The following is a 20,455-nucleotide window of genomic DNA, read 5'->3' as shown; positions in this document are numbered from 1 at the left end:
CTACCGCATAGGCTGGTTCAGCCGCATATCGAGAGTAGAAACGCTGATTAGAAATTTTATGCACCACTAATACATCGACATCTGCACTTCCGTAGAAAAAGGAACGTTGACTTGATAATGTAGCCATTGTTCGTTACCACTGTAGTCCTTAACCTCTGATTGGGGAAGTTTACTGGGCCCCGCCAAAATAGCCGCAATGGGATGTCCATTTTCTAGAATGCACAGTCTAACTGCATTGCTCGGAATAAACGGCACAAAAGTCAGCAGTAATGTCACTACTACAAATGCTGTTAAAATCCATTTCAGACGACGCTTTAGCCACTTTCTAAAATGATGACTCATCACACACGCTCCCAATTTCAAGCCTCGGATCCTGATGCAGCCTACCCAATCGAGTTCTCGGCATTCAGCAGATTTTTTCTAAGATCCTGATACTGCCGCCACAATTTAGGTGATTGTTTAGCCACACCTTTGTATTCTTTAAGATACTTCTTCGCACTTTGGATTTGACCATCCATCCTAGTATTGAGAACCAGCAAACCCTTACCTCGCTTAAAGGCCGCCTTCTTCTGTCGTCTCAAGCTCTGCCGATTCATCACCAAATCAGCCGCAATCGCTGCCTGCCCTGTCATCCGCCACTTCTGACTCGCGGTAACTTCTGCGTTAGGCGGCATGACCTCCAATGCCCGCACACCATTCTTAGCCGCAATCACATACGTCATCTTGGCGGCGTGCTTATCTTCAGCGACGAGATCCTGCTGGAACCGACCAGCCGGATGACACCACCAATCCGTGCTGTAACTCTTAAGATGCTTCTTCCCCTGATAAATAGTCGTTTGAACCACGGCGGCATTAGAGCCGGTCCTCTCAGCAACCAGCGACTCGTAACGCTTGCCAGCCTGCCTTTGGGTCAATTGAACGGCCGTCACACCATCCTTACGCGCAATCAAGACGTTCAGCTGAAATCCCTGTGCTTTAAGAATCCGATTGGTCGCGGCACTATCTCGGTGATCAATCACATTCTTAGTCTTCGCTTGCGCCGTTATCCCCGTACCCAAGCCCAAGATTCCTAAACCTAAAACAATTAGCCCTAACTTTAACCCCGCTTTTATCCGCATCCTAATATCTCCCCAAAACCAATTATTTAGTTAACCTTATTAGGGCATTAACTAATGATTTTATAATCCGCCAAGCGGTGGTGATTGTCAAGCTGAACTGGCTCCCAAAACAAGGACTGCTCAAAGCAAAAAAGGCCCGAGGTTTTATCTCAGGCCTTTCTTCATCAAAGCGGCGTAATGTTCGTTAATTACTACTTGAACTATTTTGAGCCGGTAAGTCACTTGGCTTGCCAGATGGTCGGTTCTTCATGCCACTGGGCCGTCCTTTCAGTTGCGTTGGCTGGGCCGCCTTAGCCTGTTGTTGACCGATCAGGTAGCCCGTTCCACCGCCGCCAGCAAATAGTATAATGCCCACAACGACTAAAGCTAACCAATGTTTCGGCCCTTTACGAGTTGATTGCATTGCTAAATCATCCTTTCAAGACTTTTGTGATCATACCATAGACCACAGTATACCGAAGTTTCCTTAAGCCTGACTAAAACGTCTAAAAGTTCCTACTTGCTTTTCCAATCTAAAATCAGTATTATGTGAACTATGTTCTAAAACACCCTGACTAATATTCGGAAATGAGGAAGAATCTATGCGGAACGTATACTTTAACCACGACGGTGGTGTGGACGACCTAGTTTCACTGCTCTTACTGCTACAAATGCCCGATGTCCATTTGATTGGTGTCGGAGTCATAGGTGCTGACTGTTACCTAGAACCCGCCGTGGCCGCTAGCCAAAAGATTATTGATCGCTTTGGCCACGGCCACTCATTAGAAGTCGCGGCTTCTGACTCGCGTGGCGTGCACCCTTTCCCTAAGGAGTGGCGACTAGACGCCTTTAGCCTCGATGCACTGCCTATCCTGAACGAAAGCGGCACCGTGACCACCCCCGTTGCGGCTAAACCCGCACACCTTGACCTCATCGACAAACTTCAAGCTGAACCCGCCAAGACCACCTTGATCATGACTGGTCCGTTGACCGACCTGGCCCGTGCACTGGCCATTGACCCTAGCATCACCGACAAGATCGACCGCCTTTACTGGATGAGCGGCACTTTCGACGGCCGGGGCAACGTCGCCGAACCGGAACAAGATGGCACCACCGAATGGAACGCCTTCTGGGATCCAGCTGCAGTCAAAATCGTCTGGGATAGCCCCATCCCCATTCAGATGGTCGGCTTAGAAAGTACCCGACAGGTTCCCTTAACCCCAGCTATTCGTCAGCACTGGGCCAAATTACGTCGCCATCCTGCCATCGATCTGATCGGCCAGGGTTACGCATTGGTTCCTGCGCTACAACACTTCGAGACCAACTCAACTTACTTCCTCTGGGACGTCTTGACGACCGTCGCTAGTGAGACGCCGGCCATCGTCACGACTAAATCAGTGCTCAGCGACGTGCTTACCACCGGACCCGGTCGTGGTCGGACGTTTGAAACACCTAATGGTCGCCCAGTTACGCTGGTAACGCACGTTGACCATGACGGCTTTTTCCAACGGATCGACGAACTGGCCATCTTAGCAGACAAATAAGTTATACTAGAGGAAACGGAACGAAACCGTTTCCTTTTTTTAAATACTTACGAGGCCAGCAACGTTGCGCTTCACTTAGACTGCACTTGCTGAGCGGCTTCATCTTAAAATCTGTCACCCAAGGAGAAATCAACCATGCTCCCTATCACTATCGGCGTTGCGATCGGCGTCATCGTTTCCTTTCAGACTGCCGTAAATTCGCGGTTACGCCATTTTATTGGATCACCCTATCAGGCCTCACTGGTCTCATTCACAATTGGTACCCTTTTTCTTGCGATCATGACCTTTGCCAGTCAACACACGCTACTCGTTGCCCCCGACGTCATTGCCACTCAGCCGTGGTGGCTCTGGATTGGCGGTCTACTCGGCGTCATCTTCTTAACGGCAAACATTCTCTTATTTCCACACATCGGCGCCGTTCAAACCGCCATCATGCCCATTCTTGGTCAAGTGGTGATGGGCGCCATCATTGATAATTTCGGCTGGTTTCACGCCGACCGTCAGCCACTGACGCTAACAAAAATCGTTGGCCTGTTGCTGGCACTGGCTGGGATTCTCATCACGGTGGCACTCCCAGGACTCTTACATAAGCGACACCAATTGGCAACGGAAAAGTCCACAGGGAATCCTTTCATCTGGCGCCTCATCGGTGTTTTCACCGGTGCATTGGGGGCCACCCAAACGACTATTAACGGGCGACTGGGTCTAGCCTTACACTCGGCAATCCATGCGGCCTTCATTTCATTTCTGATTGGTACCCTCGGACTCCTCGTCATCGTGCTTATCGTTAACCACGGTCTGACCGAGATTCGGCGCGCCACCGGTCACGGCAAGCCATGGTGGCTCTGGATTGGCGGCTTATTAGGCGCTATCTTCGTGCTCGGCAATGCCTACCTGGCTCCTATTTTGGGAACTGGTCAAACGGTCGTCTTTGCCTTACTCGGTCAGATCACTGGTGGTCTACTGGTCGATCAATTCGGCTTGCTGGGCGCTCAGCGCAAGCCGGTAGCAGGTATTCAGCTGCTGGGACTGGCGGTGTTGATCGTTGGTGTTATGCTGATTCGGTTGTTTTAGAAGATCCTATCATCTACAAGTTCTGGCCTTAAATTGCAAATCATATATATATTTTACCAAGTATCCTTAAATACCAAATAATGTTTTTAAAATTAACTAGTCTAAAATCACTTCTACTTTAGACCAGTTTTTTGCTTCTTTGAACACGAACATAAGTTCCAAATATCCTTGACATAAGAACTTATGTTCGTATAATTGAACTTGTATCAAACGTTTGATAACAATATTTAGGAGGAATTCAATATGAGCACAAGCAGTACACTACTCTCATTTATTAAATCTCAAATGGATACAGCTAAGTTTCAATTTGATGTCACACTAGTCGAAAACAATAATACTTTGCAGGGTCAAGTTTCAAGTCTTCCAAACGGAGACGATAAAGTATTCCCGCAACACATTAATGTTGATCAATACTACTCTCCAGCATACTCTGGAACAATTTCTGGAACGTGGTTCAACCTACCCAATCCTGATAATTTTCAAGTCGAAGTTTATCTCATTACTGACGATTATTATCTTCAAGAAAGTTGTGATCTTTCTAGCAGCGGTCACTGGAGCACTACAAAATCCATTGGTTCAGGTTTAAAAGAGATCCGATTAGTCCAGGTTAACAGCGATAAATCTTCTAGTTTTGTTGAATATCCCTACGCAACTTTTACTAACTACAAGGCTCGCCTTTTCTCGCTAACTGATGCAGAATACCTCAGCGCTGAAGTCCCAATTTTTGATGTTGGTGCCGGTCGCTACATTTTCTATACTAACAAGGTATATCCTGGATTAAAAATCGCTAAAATTCTTCAGCGTGTTTGGCGGGCTAGCTCCTATGAATATGATGTCGTTGGCTTGACTGGTTCGGAGGCGAATATCCACGATGGGCGACTCCCAAGCTCATTCTTAATTCCTGCTAATGATCCCTCATATGATAAAGATGGGACTAAAGCCTTGCGCAAATATGGTTATATGCTCAACTCTCGTAGCTGGCTTTACGATATTGGATTGGCACTTTTAACATTTACAACTAGTGGCGATTATGATCTTTGCAAAGAAATTATTAATCGTCTAGCGGCTGAGCAAAATAGCGATGGATCTTTTGATTTTAGTTATGACAACTATATTGGTGATCTATTCGAACACTACGTTCGAACTGGTGCCGTTGGGTGGATTGTTTGGGGTATATGCCACTACATGCTCAAAACAGGAGATCGAACTCACCTGGAAGTAGTTAAAAAGGCTGGTACATGGCTTTTAAGTCAAATGGTGACCGATCCAAAAGATCCGCGTTATGGACTGCTTAAGGGTGGTAACGGTGAATACAGCAACAATTACGCCTTTTCAGACATTGAAATTCCCTGGTGTTCTACAGAGCATCAAGTGTCCAGTATGCAAGGCCTATATGGATTATTAAAAGTAACCAATGATAAAAAGTATCAGCATGCTCTTAATAAAATTCACACGCACCTTATCAATACACTATACGACGCCAAAAACAAACGTTTCTATCAAGGCGTTTCTGCCGACGGCGTAGACACGTCTTGGGCACTCGATTGTGTAACTTGGGCTGGTATGGCTACTATTCAAGATAAGGCATTCAATATTAATACCTCTGATTTCTTAAAAACAGCTCAAGCAGCTTTCCTTGTTAACAATGCAAAAATTGTCGAAAGTAGTGAAGAAGCCCATTATAATGAAACTTACAGTGACAGTACTACCGTATCAGGTTTCAAACCGTACAGTGACAGTAAAGGTGGCTACTCCGGTTCTCCAGATATTGTCTGGACCGAGGGTACGTTGGGATACATTGCTCTTTGCAAAAAATTAGGTAACACGAGTGAAGCCAATAAATATCTATCTCAAATGGAAGGACTTCAGACCATAAAGAATACAAACGGCGGGATGATTTACGCAACGGAAACTTACGCTTCACTCCCATGGGAATTCCATGTTTGGGAAAGTGTCGTCGGAAGTGCATGGTTATACCTGATCATTAATGATATTGATGCTGTTTTTCCATCATTATCATTTTCAACGGATCTTACTGAAAACACGCTAGATGCTGCAAACGATGATTTAAATTACTATCAGAACAATTTAGCATTCCTAAAAGCTATTCCTGAATTGAATTTCACCGCAACATCTACAACTTACACATTCGAATCTCCAGCTGTAGACGTTGCTTGGCGACTAAATGTTGGTGCCTCGATTTCTTCACCTGAGAGTGATAAGATTGTTGTGTATTCAATTAAAGATGGCCAAGTTACCAACAATCTCGATAGCATTCAAAAGCTCTTAACTCAAAATGATACATTTACCTTCGATAGCTTGAACCAAATTTTGGGTACCTTAGCTGTTAAAATCAAAAATGGTAAGCTCTGGATTGGTGCTGCCGCAAGTGGTTCTGGCTTCACACTGCATCTTGAAAAAGAGCATACTGAAGTTAACCATGTTCAAGTTACCGAAAGCTATGAAATTTCTCTAACTATTAAGTTTCACCAAATTACGGTAACGACGCCAACTGAAACGGTTATCGACTATAATAATGAAGTCACTCAATTACCAAAATTCAATTGGGTAGCAGCCGGAATTATCACAGCCACTTTAATCCTCACAATTGTTTTTCTCATGTCTAGTCCTGAATTTATTGTTGGGCTACTTGGCTTTTTAAGGAAACTTCAAATCATAGCCGCAATCGCATAATACTTTTATCCGGAAGGTGATCTTTTGCGAATAAACATGCCTCTTGCTCTCCTGATTAGTTCAGGAACAGTCATTCCCACCGTCATTGTCGCTTCCATTTGGTACATTACTCTAGCCGCAACTGCAACACCACTGGAATGGTGCTTGGCAATTCTGCTGGTGTTATGGATTGGCGGAATAAGTCTTATGGGATGCACACTCACCTTTTACTTGGCCGATGCTCGTCTTAGACAAAGATCAGCCCAAAAGTTTCTGCGATCATCCGACTTTGAACACCGATTAGCGGACTTGACTACCCAACAATTGTCCACAATGGCCCAAGTCCTAGAAGTTCAGAAAACTCGTGTCATCCTTCACAAACACGCTCACGAATCTAGTAGTGACGCTCGTAAACGATTGATCACCCTACTTAGAGAGCAAAAAGAATTCTTTGAACACACTGAGGAAAATAATTAATTTACCGTTGATAGTTCACATCCAATCTTGGGTACCTTAGCAGTTAAAGTTAACCGTGTTCAATCTACCGAGAACTATTGGCGTTTCACAAGATTATCGCATAAGAGGTTAAGAGGTGTTTACTTGTTCTCCAAGACAGAAATAATCCTTAAATTTTTTCAATTTGCGATCACTGAATGGCGCTTTCTTTTAAAGGAATGGAAATCCGTCCTATTGAGTACGATTGGCTTTGTCTTGCCAGTAACCGTCATCGTCGTTATTTGGAATGAAGACTTGGCAGTAAATGAGACCTCACTAGAACAATTTCTCTTGATCTTGCTGATGATCTGGATTGCTTTCACCATCTTCATGGGAAATGTCCTTCTCTGGGAAATCGTGTTGATCTTGTTTAATCGAAGGAAAGTCAATCGCTTCTTCGCCACTGACACATGGGAAGAAGAGTTGGAACATCAGAACGCAAATCAATTAGCTACGATTGACCGTGTTCTGATCCTCCAAATAAAACTGCGACGTGGTCTGCATCATCTGCCAAGATCGCAGAAAGAAACCCGACAACAACTCATAAAAAGCATTAAGCAATATAAGTCACTTCTTGATAAAGAAAAAAATGGCCCGCAGACTGTGGATAAGTGATCTCACTTGGCTATTTTCCAGTCGTTTCTAGAGTTTTAACTAGCCGATAAAACCCTCTTGCTACAGATGCTACTTCAATAATATTTTCCGCAAAACCATTCTTCATTACAGATGCAGAAAGGACGCCCACGTTTTCGTGAGCGTCCTTTCTATGTGCTTACACATTAATTATTCTTCATACAAAGCGGCCACCTGAGCTTGAACCTGCTCATGCGCCAAGAATTCATCGTAAGTCGTATCTGCCCGATCAACGATGCCCTTAGGACTTACTTCGATGATCCGGTTGGCGATCGTCTGGATGAACTCGTGGTCATGCGACGTAAAGAGGATACTGCCGCTGAACCCAACCAAGCTATCGTTCAACGCCGTGATGGATTCCAGATCCAAATGATTGGTCGGATCATCCAACAACAGCACGTTAGCCTTGCTCAGCATCATCTTAGACAGCATCGCCCGGACCTTTTCGCCCCCAGACATCACGTCAACTTCACGGTTCACGTCATCCCCTGAGAACAGCATTTTCCCTAAGAAGCCCCGCAGGAAGGTGTTGTCACTTTCTTCCTTGGAAGCAAATTGCCGCAACCAATCGATCACGGTCAACTCATTGTTGGCGAAGTAATCGTTCACGTTCTTAGGCAAGTAGGTCGTGCTGGTCGTTTGGCCCCACGTCACGGTCCCACTATCTGGTGCCATCTCGCCAGCGATGATCTGCATCAACACAGTGGTCGTCAAGTCATTCCGACTGATGAAGGCCGTCTTCTCATCGGGACGTAGCGTAAAGCTCACATCGTCCAGAATCGTGACGCCATCGATGGTCTTAGACACGTGTTCCACGCGAACCAAGTCGTTCCCCAATTCCCGTTCTGGATTGAACTTGATGAAGGGGTACTTCCGTGAAGATGGCTTGATGTCATCCAACGTAATCTTCTCCAACTGCTTCTTCCGTGAAGTCGCTTGCTTAGATTTCGAGGCATTGGCACTAAACCGGGCGACGAATTCTTGTAATTGCTTGATCTGGTCGGCCTTCTTAGCGTTGGCGTTGGCCTTCAGCTGTGCGGCTAGTTCACTCGATTCCATCCAGAAATCATAGTTTCCAACAAACAGGGTAATCTTACCGAAGTCCACGTCACACATGTGCGTGCAGACCTGGTTTAAGAAATGCCGGTCATGGGAAACCACAATGACGGTGTTTTCGTAATCCGCCAGGAAGTTTTCCAACCAGCTGATGGATTGGACGTCCAACCCGTTGGTCGGTTCATCCAACAGTAAGACGTCGGGATGACCAAACAAAGCTTGGCCCAGTAAGACTTTCACCTTTTGCGGTTCAGTCAGTTCGCTCATCTTGACTTGGTGCAAGGATTCATCGATCCCTAAGGCTTGGAGCATTTGGCTCGCTTCGGCCTCAGCTTCCCAACCGCCCATTTCACCAAATTCGCCTTCGAGTTCAGCGGCGCGAATCCCATCTGCGTCGCTAAAATCAGCCTTCATGTAGATGGCGTTCTTTTCAGTCATGATATCGTAAAGCTGCTTATGTCCCTGAATCACCGTGTTCAAGACCAACTCATCTTCAAAAGCAAAGTGATCTTGGTTCAAACTGGACATCCGCTCATTCGGCCCCAATGAGACATTCCCGGTCGTTGGCTTTAACTTGTTTTCAATGATCTTGAGAAAAGTTGATTTACCAGCGCCGTTAGCGCCAATGACCCCGTAGCAATTCCCCGGGGTGAACTTAAGATTGACTTCGTCGTAGAGCTTCCGGTCGGAGAACTGCATACTGACATTATTGACGGTTAACATGAACGATACCTCCTGGATTTTTGCGTAAAAAACCAACGCGTCAATTAACGGCAACGTTGGTTTCCACTCATATTCGTTGTGTTATGTTGGCCTAGTCTACCATAAATAACGGCGACAAGCAATGATTACGCTAAGACCACGTTCGCTGCGCAGCGTACCGTTCGCGATACGACTTAGGCGTCATCAAGAAATGCTGCTTAAACGTCACGAAGAAGTTCTTTTCCGTCCGGAACCCCGTCTTGGTCGCGATGGTTTGAATTGAATCATCCGAAGTCATCAACAATTCTGTGGCCCGTTCCAGGCGAATTTGTCCCAAGTAAGCCTTGGGAGAAATCCCCATATACTCCTTGAAGTATCGGGAGAAGTAAACGCTGGAATAGTTCAACTTAGCCGCCAAGTCAGCGATGGCGACGGGTTGCCCGTAATTTTTCTGAATATCGCTAACTGCTTCGCGTAAAGGTTCTGGCAATGGCAGCTGATCATTATCGACCTGACCATTAACTTTTAATTGTTTTAACATCTGACCCACTAATTGGTATTCCGCACCTAAACTAGCCAAATAGTCCGCCTGATCGGTGCGCTCATGGATGGCGTTGTCCACCAGAACCCCAACAGCTTGGCCAATTCCGCGGTAGGCCTCATCATGCAGATCCAGATCGACTGGCCCCCAGATTGGCAGTTGTTCATTATCAACGACGTTACGTAGCCAAGCTGACGGCAAGAGTAGCGTCACAATTTGATTATCTTCATCCAACATGGTCTCGTAACTATGGACCACTTCAGAGTTAATCACGTAGACATGCCCCGCTGCCATGTCAAAAGCTGAGCTCCCAATATGGACGGTTCCTGGGTGACCACAATACGGATAAGCCAGCTCGACAGCTTGATGCCAGTGTGGCAATACCAATTTAGGTCCACCCGTTCCATGACTAATAACTCGCAACGGCAATTGCATCGTAAAATTTAAACGTTCATGATACGGCCGTGGCATATTTGTTCCCCCATTTCTATAAAGTTACCTTCTGGTAAATAAGCACATTCAAACCTGACATCCCCAAGTAGACCAATTCTGGAAAATTGTTCGTATCAATAGCATACCACGTAAACAACCAAGGTGGTTAAAATAAGTAACGCAATCATCAAATTATGGGATTATGAAATTATTGAATCCCCAGTACAATGTACTTGTAACATCCGATGGGGGGCATCATCATAGCGCGTGTCAGTTACCCATCATGGCCACTGTTTTCTCGCTGAAAGTATGTCTATTCGCAATTGATTAGCGCCGCTACTGGGGAGTGCCAGTGCTGATCAACCTGATAATCCGTTGATTGCTCGATCGCTTGGGGGAGTGATCGACCTGTCAACGCGTCATCTCCTTTGGGGAAGAGATGACTGAACAAATCTGTGAAGAATCAAAGGGAGCTATGGCCATTAGAGGCTTTAGGGGGGAGCAGCTAGACGAGGTCTGGCTGTTTTTTGGTAGAGTGTGGAGCGAAGCGATTAGGTTTTGAGCATTAGGGAGCTAAGAGGCTTCTGTTCGGCTATGCCGGACAGGAGTCTCTTAGCTTTCTAAGCGCAGAAACCTGCTTCGCGCAACACGTTTCGGAGGCCGCAAGTACCATCAATATGAAGGCAACGACCAGTCTATCTGGGTAGTTGCTAAGCACACGCCGGACAGGAGTCTTTTAGCTTTCTAAGCACAGAAACCTGCTTCGCGCAACACGTTTCGGAAGCCGCAAGTACCGCCAATATGAAGCCAACGACCAGTCCATCTAGGTAGTCATCAAGCACACGCCGAACAGGAGGCCTTTATTTTTCTAAGCGGAAGAAACCTGCTTCGCGTAACACGTTTCGGAGGCCGCAAGTACCGCCAACACCAAGCCAACGACCAGTCCATCTAGGTAACTACTAAGCACACGCCGATCAGAAATCTCTGAACTTCCTAACCGAAGAACCTGCTTCGTACACCCCATCCCACCGCCAACCAAACTAACAGCTCCCAAAATACCGGACTCCCCAAACTAAATCCACTCCTCACTCCCAATATTTAACGGTTACGCCTAAAAACTTACCAAAACAAAAGACGACTGCCAGAAAGCCTTCTCGCAGTCGCCCAATTCATCATAGATTTTATTATTTTTCCGCAGCCGATGGCAATTGATCAGGCCGTTTCAGTAGAAAGGCCATCAGGTATGACACGATCAAGAAGACCGAAACCACTAAGTATGGATAATGCGGATTCATATCCAATAGCATCCCTGACATGATGGGACCGACAACGTTACCGACACTGGTCAGTGACATGTTCAGCCCATTAATGAGACCTTGATTGGACTCACTCGCCTTGGTCAACAACGTCGTAATGGCTGGCCGCAACAGGTCAAACGCAGAGAAGATAATCAACGTGGCAATCATCACGGCAATCTTACCGTGCGCTTGCGTAATCCAGACTACGCAGGCCGCCGCCAAGAAGAAACAGACCCGGATAACCCGCCGTTCGCCCCACTTGCTAACCAACGTATCAAACATGGCCACCTGGAGGAATAACGAAATGACCCCATTCAACGTCAAAACTAACGCGATGTTGCCTAAACTAAAGTGGAAGACCTCGTTGACGTAGATACTGTAGATACTTTCAAACCCTTGTAGGCCAAATGAAGACACCAGAATCATCGTAAATAAAATGATAATGGGCACCGTCCAAAATTCCCGGGTCATCGGATGAGCTGATGGCTGAGCCGCCGTGTCCGAGGAAGCCTCGCTGTCCCGAATCTTACTGGTCTCGCTATCACTAGGCAGTAGCACAATCAGCACCACCGCACTCAGCAACCCCAACGCACCAGCCGCCCAGAACGGCGTCTTATAGCTAATTCCTGCCAGAATTCCGCCAATCCCGGGGCCCAAAATAAGTCCCCCACTGAAGGCGGCCGACAACCAACCAATGACCCGTGCCCGTTGGCGTTTCGTGGTAATATCTGCCGCTAATGCCATCGCCGTCGGCACCACCATTGCTGCTGACAGACCACCAATTACCCGTGAAATGTTGAAGACCATCAACTGATTGGTCAAAGCAAACAGCACTTCGGAGGCCATGAACAAGAACAGCCCTGCCGTTAACACCGGTTTACGCCCAATCTTATCGGACATTCGACCGATAAGAGGTGACGCCACAAATTGGGCGAAGGCAAACAAGGCGCTCATGATTCCCATATCCGTCGCCGTTAGATGTAATTGGTTTTTCAAAAACGGCATGACTGGAATCACTAAACTAATTCCTAAACACACTAAAAATTCACTAAACACTAAGATAAAAATGGCCCGTTTCGTTTTCTTCGTCACGATGGCTCACCCCTTCTCGATATTTTTTAGAACAATAGCACTAATATATCAATATTTAGGGGGATTTGTCTAATCATCAGCTCATTTTCTCATAAAAATTATAATTTTCGCAACGCCTGGGCCCATTCCTGATAGGCCGTGGCAAAATAACTGTCCCGTGAATAGACGAGATCCAAGTCGTGGCGGAGCTGACCGGCTTGCAGTGGCAACACCTTCAACTCACCAGCCTGCAAGGCGTCTGCCACCACCGATCGGTACACAAAGCTAACGCCACCACCGCGGCGGAGAATCTCCCGAATGGCTGACAGATTATTCACCGTTATTAATTGTGGAAATTCAGCAAACGTGACGTTCGCGGCTCGCGCTAGATTTTCTAAAATTTCCCGACTGCCGGACCCACCCTCACGAATAATCAGGGGGTACGCCGTCAAGTCCGCCCAACTCACCGCCGCCTGCTGAGCCAGTGGATGATCGGCCGCCACCACACCCACGAACGGTTCCTGGCGAACAATTTCATACCCATACTGTTGCTTGTCAAAGTTACCTTCAATTAACGCAAAGTCACTGGTCCCCGCTTCAATGGCCCGTAACGCTGCTTGCGTATTGGTTACCTGACAATTGATATCGTGGTACTCGTGCTGTTGTAAAAGCGTAATCAACTGTGGCGCCAGAAACTCACTCAACGACAAGGTCGTGCTGAACGTCACCTGCCGAGTCTTCTGCGGATGCTGCAGCGTCGTCACCATTTTATCCGCTTGAACCTGAACCCGTTGAATAAACGCCGCTAACTCTTGCCCCGCTGGCGTAATGGTCAATTTAGGTCGCTCATAGTGCACCAACTCTAGGTCTAACTCGGCTTCCAGGCTCTTAATCTGCTGAGAAACTGCGGGTTGACTGATATAAAGCTGTTGGGCGGTCTGGGTATATGATTTGGTCGTCGCAAGGACCAAAAACGTTTGATACCGGTGATCCAGCACCCTGCCATCCCCTCTTCATAAGTTCTAGTTATATCGTTATTATTCATTCCAATTTTATCTTATAATCGACTTCCGGTAAACTAGGCGTAGACATTTTTTGAGGAGGAGATTCATTTGGATATTCGGACAACTGTGGTGAGCCGGGGCTTCTGGCTGGCATCACTACTCACTTTAATCTGCGCGGTCGCCGGCAGTTTACTGGCTCAGCTCCCTTACTTAAACCTGGTGGGAGCTCTGGTCATTGCCCTACTATTAGGGATGGCGTGCCAAGTTCAACCCCAAGTCATCAACGCTAACCGTGCCGGCATCGGGTTTATCAGCAATAAATTTCTGCGTCTCGGCATTATTCTGTTAGGCTTCAAGCTTAACTTGGTCCAACTCGCCCAAGCCGGCGTTAAGACGATTACCCTGGCCATCTTCGTGGTCACCGGCATGGTGCTGCTGACCTACAATCTTAGCCGTAAACTTGGCGTTGAGAAGGAACTCGCCATTCTGACCGCAACGGGGACCAGCATCTGTGGTGCCGCCGCTGTCATGGGTGTTTCCCCGCAGATTAAGGTTACCGCGGACAAGGCTGAACGTCAGCGGGAAAACGAAGTCCTCGCCGTGGCCATCGTTGCCATTCTAGGAACCGTCTTTACCTTGGTTGAAATTGGGCTGAAACCCCTGCTCCATTTAACCGCCGTTCAATTCGGCGTGCTCACCGGGGGCTCACTCCATGAAATTGCCCACGCCGTTGCTGCCGGGAGCGCTGGTGGCCCGATCAGCCTAGACACTGCCATCATTACCAAGCTTTCCCGAGTACTATTACTCGCGCCGGCTGCCTTAATTATCGGCTGGTGGTACCAGCACCAATCCCGCAAGGCTAACCCTACCGCAGCTAACGAGGGTCCAGCTAAGCTACCGATCCCTTGGTTCATGGCTGGCTTTATCCTAACCAGCATTATCGGTACCTTCATGCCACTAGGCGATGTCGCCTTGGCCGGACTGGTCAAATTAGCTTACATCTTCTTAGGAATGGCAATGGCTGCGCTAGGGATGAGCGTTAACTTCCGCGTGATCTTCCAGCGCGGTGGCAACGTCTTTCTCGCCGCGACGATTTCATCCGTCATCTTGATGAGCTGTGTCGCAGTTGCCAGCAAGTTGTTCTTCTAAACTAAAGGTTGAAAGAACTATAATCTTTGTCAACGCTTGATCAACAAGGACTGTAGACTAGACCCATCACCTGCGGCTGGCAGAGATTCCGCCTGTTGTGGGGACCGCCTGCGGCCTGAGAAGCGGTCCTCCGGCTCGGTTGGAAGCCCGGCAGTTCACTGGTCTCCCAGCACGTCCCACGCTGTAAGCCGAGAATCGGCTAACACCGTCGACACAGCTGGCTCCATCTCTGCCCTCCTCCGGTTAAGCTAGTCTTTGACTAACAAATTGGTTTAAACACTTGGCACGTCAGCATTTAGACAATAGTAGCTGACAACCACCACGTAGCCGTGAGTGAGCTCAGACTTGGCGAACGGCAAGGCGGCAGAAATCATTTATGTTGTCTATTTCCCAATCATTCAAGCGTGCTGCCACGGCCCTTACAGAATTTTTTAAGTTGTAACCTTTAGTTCTAAAATAAAAAAACGTCCCACCAAATGTCCGGCCACTCGGTCAACATTTGGTGGGACGTTTTATTTCTAAAGCATTTGGAACAGGTGCTGAAATGTGCCGCTATCCCACATGATATACAATCCAATCAGGATGTAGACCGCGATTGTCAGGTAACGTCCCTGCTTTTCCAGAACATCCGCCACCTTGGGCAAGCAAGCCAAGCGGTACCCAATTTCCCAGAAAATGACGACCATCACCGCAAACGTCAGTAAAATCAATGGAATTTTTGCTGGGTCAACGGTCGTGAAAATTGGGACGTAAATGCCCACGTTGTCTGCTCCACACGTAGCCATCGTGATCAACGCAACACTACCGATTAGCCCCTTGGGATTAGCGACTTTCTCGGCAACCGCGTCCGTATCATCGTCATCGCCCTGAATCCACAGCTTAACCCCCATATAAATGGGAATAATCCCCAAAAGCCCCAACAACCACTCCGCGGGTACGAAGCCTAGGAAGAACGCAATGGCCAGTGAGCTGCCCACCAGCACCGCGGTTCCCGCAAAGTCCCCCGCCAACACGAGCCACCGATCTCGATGCTTTACGCGACCAAAGATTACCATTAGAATAATGAGGTAGTCGAGTCCCGTTGAAATATACGCGGTGACCCCCGTTAGAATTGTTTTAACCATGATATCTCCTCCCACACATGTTATCCACAACATATGTTATCATCTACATATGAAAGGAGCAAGCCTTTTATGTCTAATTCTTCAGAAAAAGTCACCTTAATCGCGCCCAAGATGGCCCAGGCGGCTCAGTTGATCTTTAAGCTGCTGAGTAACCCCACCCGGTTACAGTTGCTCTACCTGTTGGAACAAAAAGAGCTCAACGTCAGTGAACTGAGCGGGCTACTAGCAGTCGAGCAATCCGTCATCTCCCACCAATTGGCGATGCTCAAAAAAGAACAATTGGTGGCCGTGCGTCGCGTTGGTAAGCAAAACTTCTATCGTCTCGATGATCCCCATATTTTGGACATCGTAAACGAGACCCTAGCGCACGTAGATCACGTGCTCCGCGGTAAAACCCATGGTCATTAGCCATGCGCGGATGAAAGTGGTTAGTCAACGTTTCGGCTAGGTTTATTTGGCGTGTACAAATCGGGCTGGGAATTTTTCCCAGCCCGCTTTGTTTTTGTGATTGGATCGGTTGTTGCCTCGATGTTGTCGGCACTTGCGGCTTTTGAAACGTGCTCCGCAAAGCAGGTTCCTGCGCTTAGAAAGCTAAGAGACTCCTGCCCGGCGCCATGCTTATTAGCAACTACTAGGTTTTCGTGATGGGATCGGTCGTTGCCTCGATGTTGGCGGTACCTGCGGCTTCTGAAACGTGCTCCGCAAGCCAGACTCCTGCGCTTAACAAAAATAAGCACCGGCTCGGTTCCACCGAGCGGGCACTGTTTCCGCTGATGTTGGCGGTACTTGCAGCTTCCGAAACGTGCTCCGCAAAGCAGGTTCCTGTGCTTAGAAAGCTAAAAGACTCCTGTCCGGCGCCGTGCTTATTATCAACTACTTAGTTTTCGTGATGGGATTGGTCGTTGCCTTGATGTTGGCGGCACTTGCGGCTTCCGAAACGTGCTCCGCAAGCCAGACTCCTGCGCTTAACAAAAATAAGCACCGGCTCGGTTCCACCGAGCGGGCACTTATTTCCGTTAATGCTCAGAGTCTAAGCGGCTTGCTACGCACTCTTTACATCTTCATCCCCATCTTCTCATACGAACTCATTCCCGCTAAGTGGAGATCCTTAACAGCAATTCCCCGCTCCTTAGCGACCGCGTTCATCAATGTATCCATATCCATTAATTTGTAAGTTTGTGGATGATCTGGGTCATAGGCTTCAATCTGCGCCATCATGCCCCCGTCTTCGTGTTCAATGATATGGCAGTGGTACATGTAAACCCCGGTATGCTCGAACCAGACCTTCAACCGGACCGTTTCCCCCGGATTGACACCGACCGTATCCTTAAAACCATGTTCGTTTGGATAAGGCGCCTTACCGTTGCGGGAAACCACTAGGAATTGCGTCCCATGCATGTGGAACGGGTGAACCATGCCGCCATCCATATCATTCGTATTCGTCACGTCCCATAACTCAACGTTGCCGACTTTTTGTTTGGCATCAATTCGCTGCATTTCAAATTTCTTACCGTCGATCATGACCTCTTCGTCCATCCCGGACATGACGACCTTGCGAATCGGCGTATCCGGCGTCACTTCTGGATCAGGAATATCGACGAGATGTTCAGGTAATGTGGTCGTATCCGTAGCGAAATCGTGAACTCGGAAACGAACCAACGGGACATCGTCAGAATACAACGTCACCGTGTGCCCGGGCGTCACTTTTCCGAAATCGACAATAACTTCAGCGCGTTCGGCACAGGTCAGCATTAAATGCGTAAACTCAACGGGTTCTGGCATCACGCCACCATCGGAGGCCACTTGTGTGAATGGCAGATCATCACTAAAGTGTAGCCGCCATTCCCGGCGGTTCGCACCGTCCAAGATTCTTAGCCGAATGCGTTGCGTCGTGACATCAAAGTAAGGGTTAATCGTCCCATTGATCATCGGGGTTGGTCCTTGAACGCCATCTGGATCATAATCCGCGTTGTAATCCCACTGATTATCTTCGTGGAAACGCCGGTCCTGTAAGACTAGTGGAATATCATCAACACCGTAATTCCGTGGAAATGGTAATTTGGCTTCTTGCTCGTCGGTCACTAACGCCAGGCCGGCTAGACCGCGCCACACCTGTTCCGCCGTTGATGGACATGGGTGCGCGTGTAGCCACAACGTTGCGGCCGGTTGATCAACCTTAAAGTCAATGTGCCGGGTCTGCCCAGGATAGACTGGTGCGTGGCAGCCCCCATCTGTGTAAGGCCCCGGCACGTTTAATCCGTGCCAATGGAACGTCGTCAGCTCGGGTAAACTGTTCTTCAAGTCAATATGCATGGTCTTCCCCTTAGGAAAAACAATCGTTTGACCGAGCAAACTCCCGTTATAGCCCCACGTCTTGGTCTTCTTACCAGGTAACAGCTGGGTTTCCCCCGCTTGTGCTTCCACCGTATAGTACGTATCGGTAGCCGTTTCCTTATCCGGCTTCAACAATGGCGGTATCCGTAGCGGTTGTTGGGGCGTTTGGGGCTCCTCCAGCGGCACGTAGCCACCGTCATGCGTGTTAAAGGCCGGTTCATCAAAGAAATAATCGGTGTTGATTGATTTTGTCATCTTACAGGCTCCTCTTCGATTAAATTTGGCAACACTGTACATTTCTATGATACCGCATTCAGTCTCCGAGGGGAAAGCAACTCATTATTTTTAACGATCCGTCCGGGCCCGCAAGGCGTAGAGAATGGTGACCGTATCCACGACTTCTTGGAAGACGGCCCCAATGATGGCGGGGATAACCCCGAAGCTGGCAATCACCATCAGCCCCGTACAAATGAAGATCCCGATCAACACCGCTTGCTTGGCCACGCGCATGGTATCGTGAGCGATCTGACGGGCCGTGCTGACCCGGGTCAAATCATCCTTTAAAACGACCGCATCGGCGGACTCACTGGCTGCCGTAGCGCCGTGGGCTCCCATGGCGATTCCCACGTCCGCCGTCGCCAGCGAGGGGGCATCGTTAATCCCATCGCCCACCATCGCTACCGGACGTTGGACGGCCGGCAGCTGATCCAGCACGTCAATTTTATCCGCTGGCAAACACTCGGCATGCACTTGGTCAATCCCCACCTCACGTGCAATCGTTTCTGCAATGGGCCGCCGATCCCCGGAGATCATCAGCAAATGCGTCGCCCCGGCTGCGCGCAGCTGCGTCATCGTTGCCTGAGCTTCTGGCCGGACCCGGTCATTGAAGCTCACGTACCCCTGATAAATCCCCGCGATTGATACGTAAACGGCCGTTTGATCAGACTTTTCTATCGGTTCAGAGGTCACGAAGCTACTCTTACCTACCCGGATTTCTTGACCATCCACTGTGGCCGTTACCCCTTGGGCTGTCGTTTCATTGACCTCGGTTGCTGGTAACAACGGTTCTGTGTTTGCCGCTACCAGTGATTGGGCGAGGACATGCCCAGAATGTTGCTCTGTACTAGCCGCTAACTGCAATATTTTTTCAGCAGGCAAGGCCGTCACGGGGACGACTTGGTCAACGACCAGCCGACCTTGTGTAATGGTCCCCGTCTTATCAAACGCAAACGTTTTGACCTGGGCTAACTTTTCTAACGTGGTTCCTGTCTTGACGATAATCCCGTTACGACTGGCCCGACTCATCCCCGAGATGAGGGCAATGGGGGCAGCCAAGATCAACGGGCACGGTGACGCGACCACTAGGACTTCCGCCAGTCGCACGGGATCGCCGGAGAAGTACCAGGCTAACCCGGCGATGACGTAGGCCAGCAGCGTAAACGGTACCGCATACCGGTCCGCCATCCGGACGAATTTGGCCGGCTGTGCTTCCGCTTGCTTGACCAAGCGCACAATATTTTGGTACTGACTGTTCTCAGCCGTCTGATCCGCCTGCAGGTAAACGGAGGCTTCGCCGTTAACGCTACCGGACATCACCGTCTGACCCACTTGCTTCTCAATGGGGCGCGCCTCACCGGTCAAGGAGGCTTCGTTTACCGTGGTGGGGCCCGTCATCAAGGTCCCATCAACCGGCATCACTTCTCCCGGCTTAACCAACAACTGATCGCCTACCGTTACGAGACTAACCGCAATATCCGTGACAGCCTCCCCCTCAACCTTGTGGGCCGTTTGGGGCGAATGGTTCAATAACTCCTGCAGTTCACTGTTCGCACGACTGGCCGCAAAGTCTTCCAGCGCATCGCCCCCAGTCAACATTAAGAGGACAATCAACGCCGCCCAGTACTCGCCGACCGCTAGAGTGGCTAGGACCGCCGTGATTGCCAGTAAATCCACACCAAATTTACCAGAGCGCAGCGTCCGCACCATTTCAACAAACATGATGATCGCTAGGAGTAGCCCTAACCCCGTGATTAGGATCTGAGCCCACTTAGCTTGTTGATTAACAAACTGCAGCCAGAGCGCGATCGCTCCTAAAATGATGACAAACCAAAATTGTCGATACTGCCGTAATTGCTGCATGTCAATCTCCTCCTCAGAAACGTAATCGTTACCTTGAGTATATCAAAGCTTGTGACTTTTGACACATATCATTCCAATGAAAAAGGACT

General features: G+C 48.5%; 17 protein-coding genes. 6 read left to right on the top strand and 11 right to left on the bottom strand.

Annotated elements, in window-relative coordinates; translation table 11 throughout:
* Nucleotides 1-66: 66 nt before the first annotated feature.
* The 3 genes from HF569_RS08055 to HF569_RS08045 all read right to left on the bottom strand — a co-directional run bounded on the left by HF569_RS08055 (nucleotide 67) and on the right by HF569_RS08045 (nucleotide 1,521).
* Nucleotides 67-342 carry a hypothetical protein gene (locus HF569_RS08055; protein ID WP_168902029.1) on the bottom strand — a complete coding sequence of 92 codons (276 nt, stop codon included), beginning with the start codon at nucleotides 340-342 and terminating at the stop codon, nucleotides 67-69.
* Between the two features lie 41 nt (nucleotides 343-383).
* A complete protein-coding gene (locus tag HF569_RS08050; protein WP_168902028.1) occupies nucleotides 384-1,118 on the bottom strand; it encodes a hypothetical protein in 735 nt (244 codons plus the stop codon).
* Nucleotides 1,119-1,302: 184 nt separating this feature from the next.
* Complete coding sequence (locus HF569_RS08045; RefSeq protein WP_168902027.1) at nucleotides 1,303-1,521, bottom strand: hypothetical protein; 219 nt, start codon at nucleotides 1,519-1,521, stop codon at nucleotides 1,303-1,305.
* Between the two features lie 178 nt (nucleotides 1,522-1,699).
* Between HF569_RS08045 and HF569_RS08040 the strand changes: the two genes are divergently transcribed.
* From HF569_RS08040 to HF569_RS08025, 4 genes are all read left to right on the top strand, one after another.
* A complete protein-coding gene (locus tag HF569_RS08040) occupies nucleotides 1,700-2,641 on the top strand; it encodes a nucleoside hydrolase (RefSeq protein ID WP_168902026.1) in 942 nt (313 codons plus the stop codon).
* A 135-nt stretch (nucleotides 2,642-2,776) separates the two neighbouring features.
* Entirely contained in the window at nucleotides 2,777-3,715 is a 939-nt protein-coding gene (locus HF569_RS08035; protein WP_168902025.1) for a DMT family transporter, read from the top strand.
* A 243-nt stretch (nucleotides 3,716-3,958) separates the two neighbouring features.
* Nucleotides 3,959-6,409, top strand: coding sequence for a glycoside hydrolase family protein (locus HF569_RS08030; RefSeq protein WP_168902024.1), 2,451 nt, complete (start codon nucleotides 3,959-3,961; stop codon nucleotides 6,407-6,409).
* A gap of 579 nt (nucleotides 6,410-6,988) precedes the next feature.
* Nucleotides 6,989-7,498, top strand: coding sequence for a hypothetical protein (locus HF569_RS08025; RefSeq protein WP_168902023.1), 510 nt, complete (start codon nucleotides 6,989-6,991; stop codon nucleotides 7,496-7,498).
* Nucleotides 7,499-7,666: 168 nt separating this feature from the next.
* Here HF569_RS08025 and HF569_RS08020 read toward each other — a convergent pair whose 3' ends face one another.
* The 5 genes from HF569_RS08020 to HF569_RS08000 all read right to left on the bottom strand — a co-directional run bounded on the left by HF569_RS08020 (nucleotide 7,667) and on the right by HF569_RS08000 (nucleotide 13,614).
* The gene (locus tag HF569_RS08020) at nucleotides 7,667-9,295 is read right to left on the bottom strand and encodes an ABC-F family ATP-binding cassette domain-containing protein (protein ID WP_168902022.1); all 1,629 of its coding nucleotides are present in this window, start codon (nucleotides 9,293-9,295) and stop codon (nucleotides 7,667-7,669) included.
* Nucleotides 9,296-9,425: 130 nt separating this feature from the next.
* Nucleotides 9,426-10,286, bottom strand: a complete 861-nt coding sequence (locus HF569_RS08015) for an AraC family transcriptional regulator (RefSeq protein WP_168902021.1) — start codon at nucleotides 10,284-10,286, stop codon at nucleotides 9,426-9,428.
* Nucleotides 10,287-11,115: 829 nt separating this feature from the next.
* On the bottom strand, nucleotides 11,116-11,301 hold the full coding sequence (locus tag HF569_RS08010) for a hypothetical protein (RefSeq protein WP_168902020.1): 186 nt from the start codon (nucleotides 11,299-11,301) through the stop codon (nucleotides 11,116-11,118).
* Between the two features lie 130 nt (nucleotides 11,302-11,431).
* On the bottom strand, nucleotides 11,432-12,637 hold the full coding sequence (locus tag HF569_RS08005) for an MFS transporter (protein ID WP_168902019.1): 1,206 nt from the start codon (nucleotides 12,635-12,637) through the stop codon (nucleotides 11,432-11,434).
* Between the two features lie 98 nt (nucleotides 12,638-12,735).
* Complete coding sequence (locus HF569_RS08000; protein WP_168849704.1) at nucleotides 12,736-13,614, bottom strand: LysR family transcriptional regulator; 879 nt, start codon at nucleotides 13,612-13,614, stop codon at nucleotides 12,736-12,738.
* Nucleotides 13,615-13,728: 114 nt separating this feature from the next.
* On the opposite strand from HF569_RS08000, the gene HF569_RS07995 reads away from it, so the two are divergent.
* Nucleotides 13,729-14,769, top strand: coding sequence for a YeiH family protein (locus HF569_RS07995; RefSeq protein ID WP_168902018.1), 1,041 nt, complete (start codon nucleotides 13,729-13,731; stop codon nucleotides 14,767-14,769).
* Between the two features lie 518 nt (nucleotides 14,770-15,287).
* Here the strand turns inward: HF569_RS07995 and HF569_RS07990 are convergent.
* A complete protein-coding gene (locus HF569_RS07990) occupies nucleotides 15,288-15,893 on the bottom strand; it encodes a cadmium resistance transporter (protein ID WP_168902017.1) in 606 nt (201 codons plus the stop codon).
* Between the two features lie 69 nt (nucleotides 15,894-15,962).
* Here HF569_RS07990 and HF569_RS07985 point away from each other — a divergent pair, with 69 nt between their 5' ends.
* Nucleotides 15,963-16,301, top strand: coding sequence for an ArsR/SmtB family transcription factor (locus tag HF569_RS07985; protein ID WP_168902016.1), 339 nt, complete (start codon nucleotides 15,963-15,965; stop codon nucleotides 16,299-16,301).
* A gap of 645 nt (nucleotides 16,302-16,946) precedes the next feature.
* Here the strand turns inward: HF569_RS07985 and HF569_RS07980 are convergent.
* Together HF569_RS07980 and HF569_RS07975 are read right to left on the bottom strand one after the other, a co-directional pair.
* Entirely contained in the window at nucleotides 16,947-18,482 is a 1,536-nt protein-coding gene (locus HF569_RS07980) for a multicopper oxidase family protein (protein ID WP_168902015.1), read from the bottom strand.
* Between the two features lie 90 nt (nucleotides 18,483-18,572).
* Nucleotides 18,573-20,366: a heavy metal translocating P-type ATPase gene (locus HF569_RS07975; RefSeq protein ID WP_168902014.1), complete on the bottom strand. Its 1,794-nt coding sequence runs from the start codon at nucleotides 20,364-20,366 to the stop codon at nucleotides 18,573-18,575.
* Between the last annotated feature and the right edge of the window lie 89 nt (nucleotides 20,367-20,455).

Source organism: Levilactobacillus tujiorum, assembly GCF_012641185.1.
Taxonomy (GTDB): domain Bacteria; phylum Bacillota; class Bacilli; order Lactobacillales; family Lactobacillaceae; genus Levilactobacillus; species Levilactobacillus tujiorum.
Note: the sequence above shows the minus strand (reverse complement) of the source record. Positions and strands in the feature narration are given on the sequence as shown.

Coding starts and splice junctions, on each gene's coding strand:
- HF569_RS08055 (WP_168902029.1), bottom strand. CDS start 342: ATGAGTCATCATTTTAGAAAGTGGCTAAAGCGTCGTCTGAAATGGATT.
- HF569_RS08050 (WP_168902028.1), bottom strand. CDS start 1,118: ATGCGGATAAAAGCGGGGTTAAAGTTAGGGCTAATTGTTTTAGGTTTA.
- HF569_RS08045 (WP_168902027.1), bottom strand. CDS start 1,521: ATGCAATCAACTCGTAAAGGGCCGAAACATTGGTTAGCTTTAGTCGTT.
- HF569_RS08040 (WP_168902026.1), top strand. CDS start 1,700: ATGCGGAACGTATACTTTAACCACGACGGTGGTGTGGACGACCTAGTT.
- HF569_RS08035 (WP_168902025.1), top strand. CDS start 2,777: ATGCTCCCTATCACTATCGGCGTTGCGATCGGCGTCATCGTTTCCTTT.
- HF569_RS08030 (WP_168902024.1), top strand. CDS start 3,959: ATGAGCACAAGCAGTACACTACTCTCATTTATTAAATCTCAAATGGAT.
- HF569_RS08020 (WP_168902022.1), bottom strand. CDS start 9,295: ATGTTAACCGTCAATAATGTCAGTATGCAGTTCTCCGACCGGAAGCTC.
- HF569_RS08015 (WP_168902021.1), bottom strand. CDS start 10,286: ATGCCACGGCCGTATCATGAACGTTTAAATTTTACGATGCAATTGCCG.
- HF569_RS07990 (WP_168902017.1), bottom strand. CDS start 15,893: ATGGTTAAAACAATTCTAACGGGGGTCACCGCGTATATTTCAACGGGA.
- HF569_RS07985 (WP_168902016.1), top strand. CDS start 15,963: ATGTCTAATTCTTCAGAAAAAGTCACCTTAATCGCGCCCAAGATGGCC.
- HF569_RS07980 (WP_168902015.1), bottom strand. CDS start 18,482: ATGACAAAATCAATCAACACCGATTATTTCTTTGATGAACCGGCCTTT.
- HF569_RS07975 (WP_168902014.1), bottom strand. CDS start 20,366: ATGCAGCAATTACGGCAGTATCGACAATTTTGGTTTGTCATCATTTTA.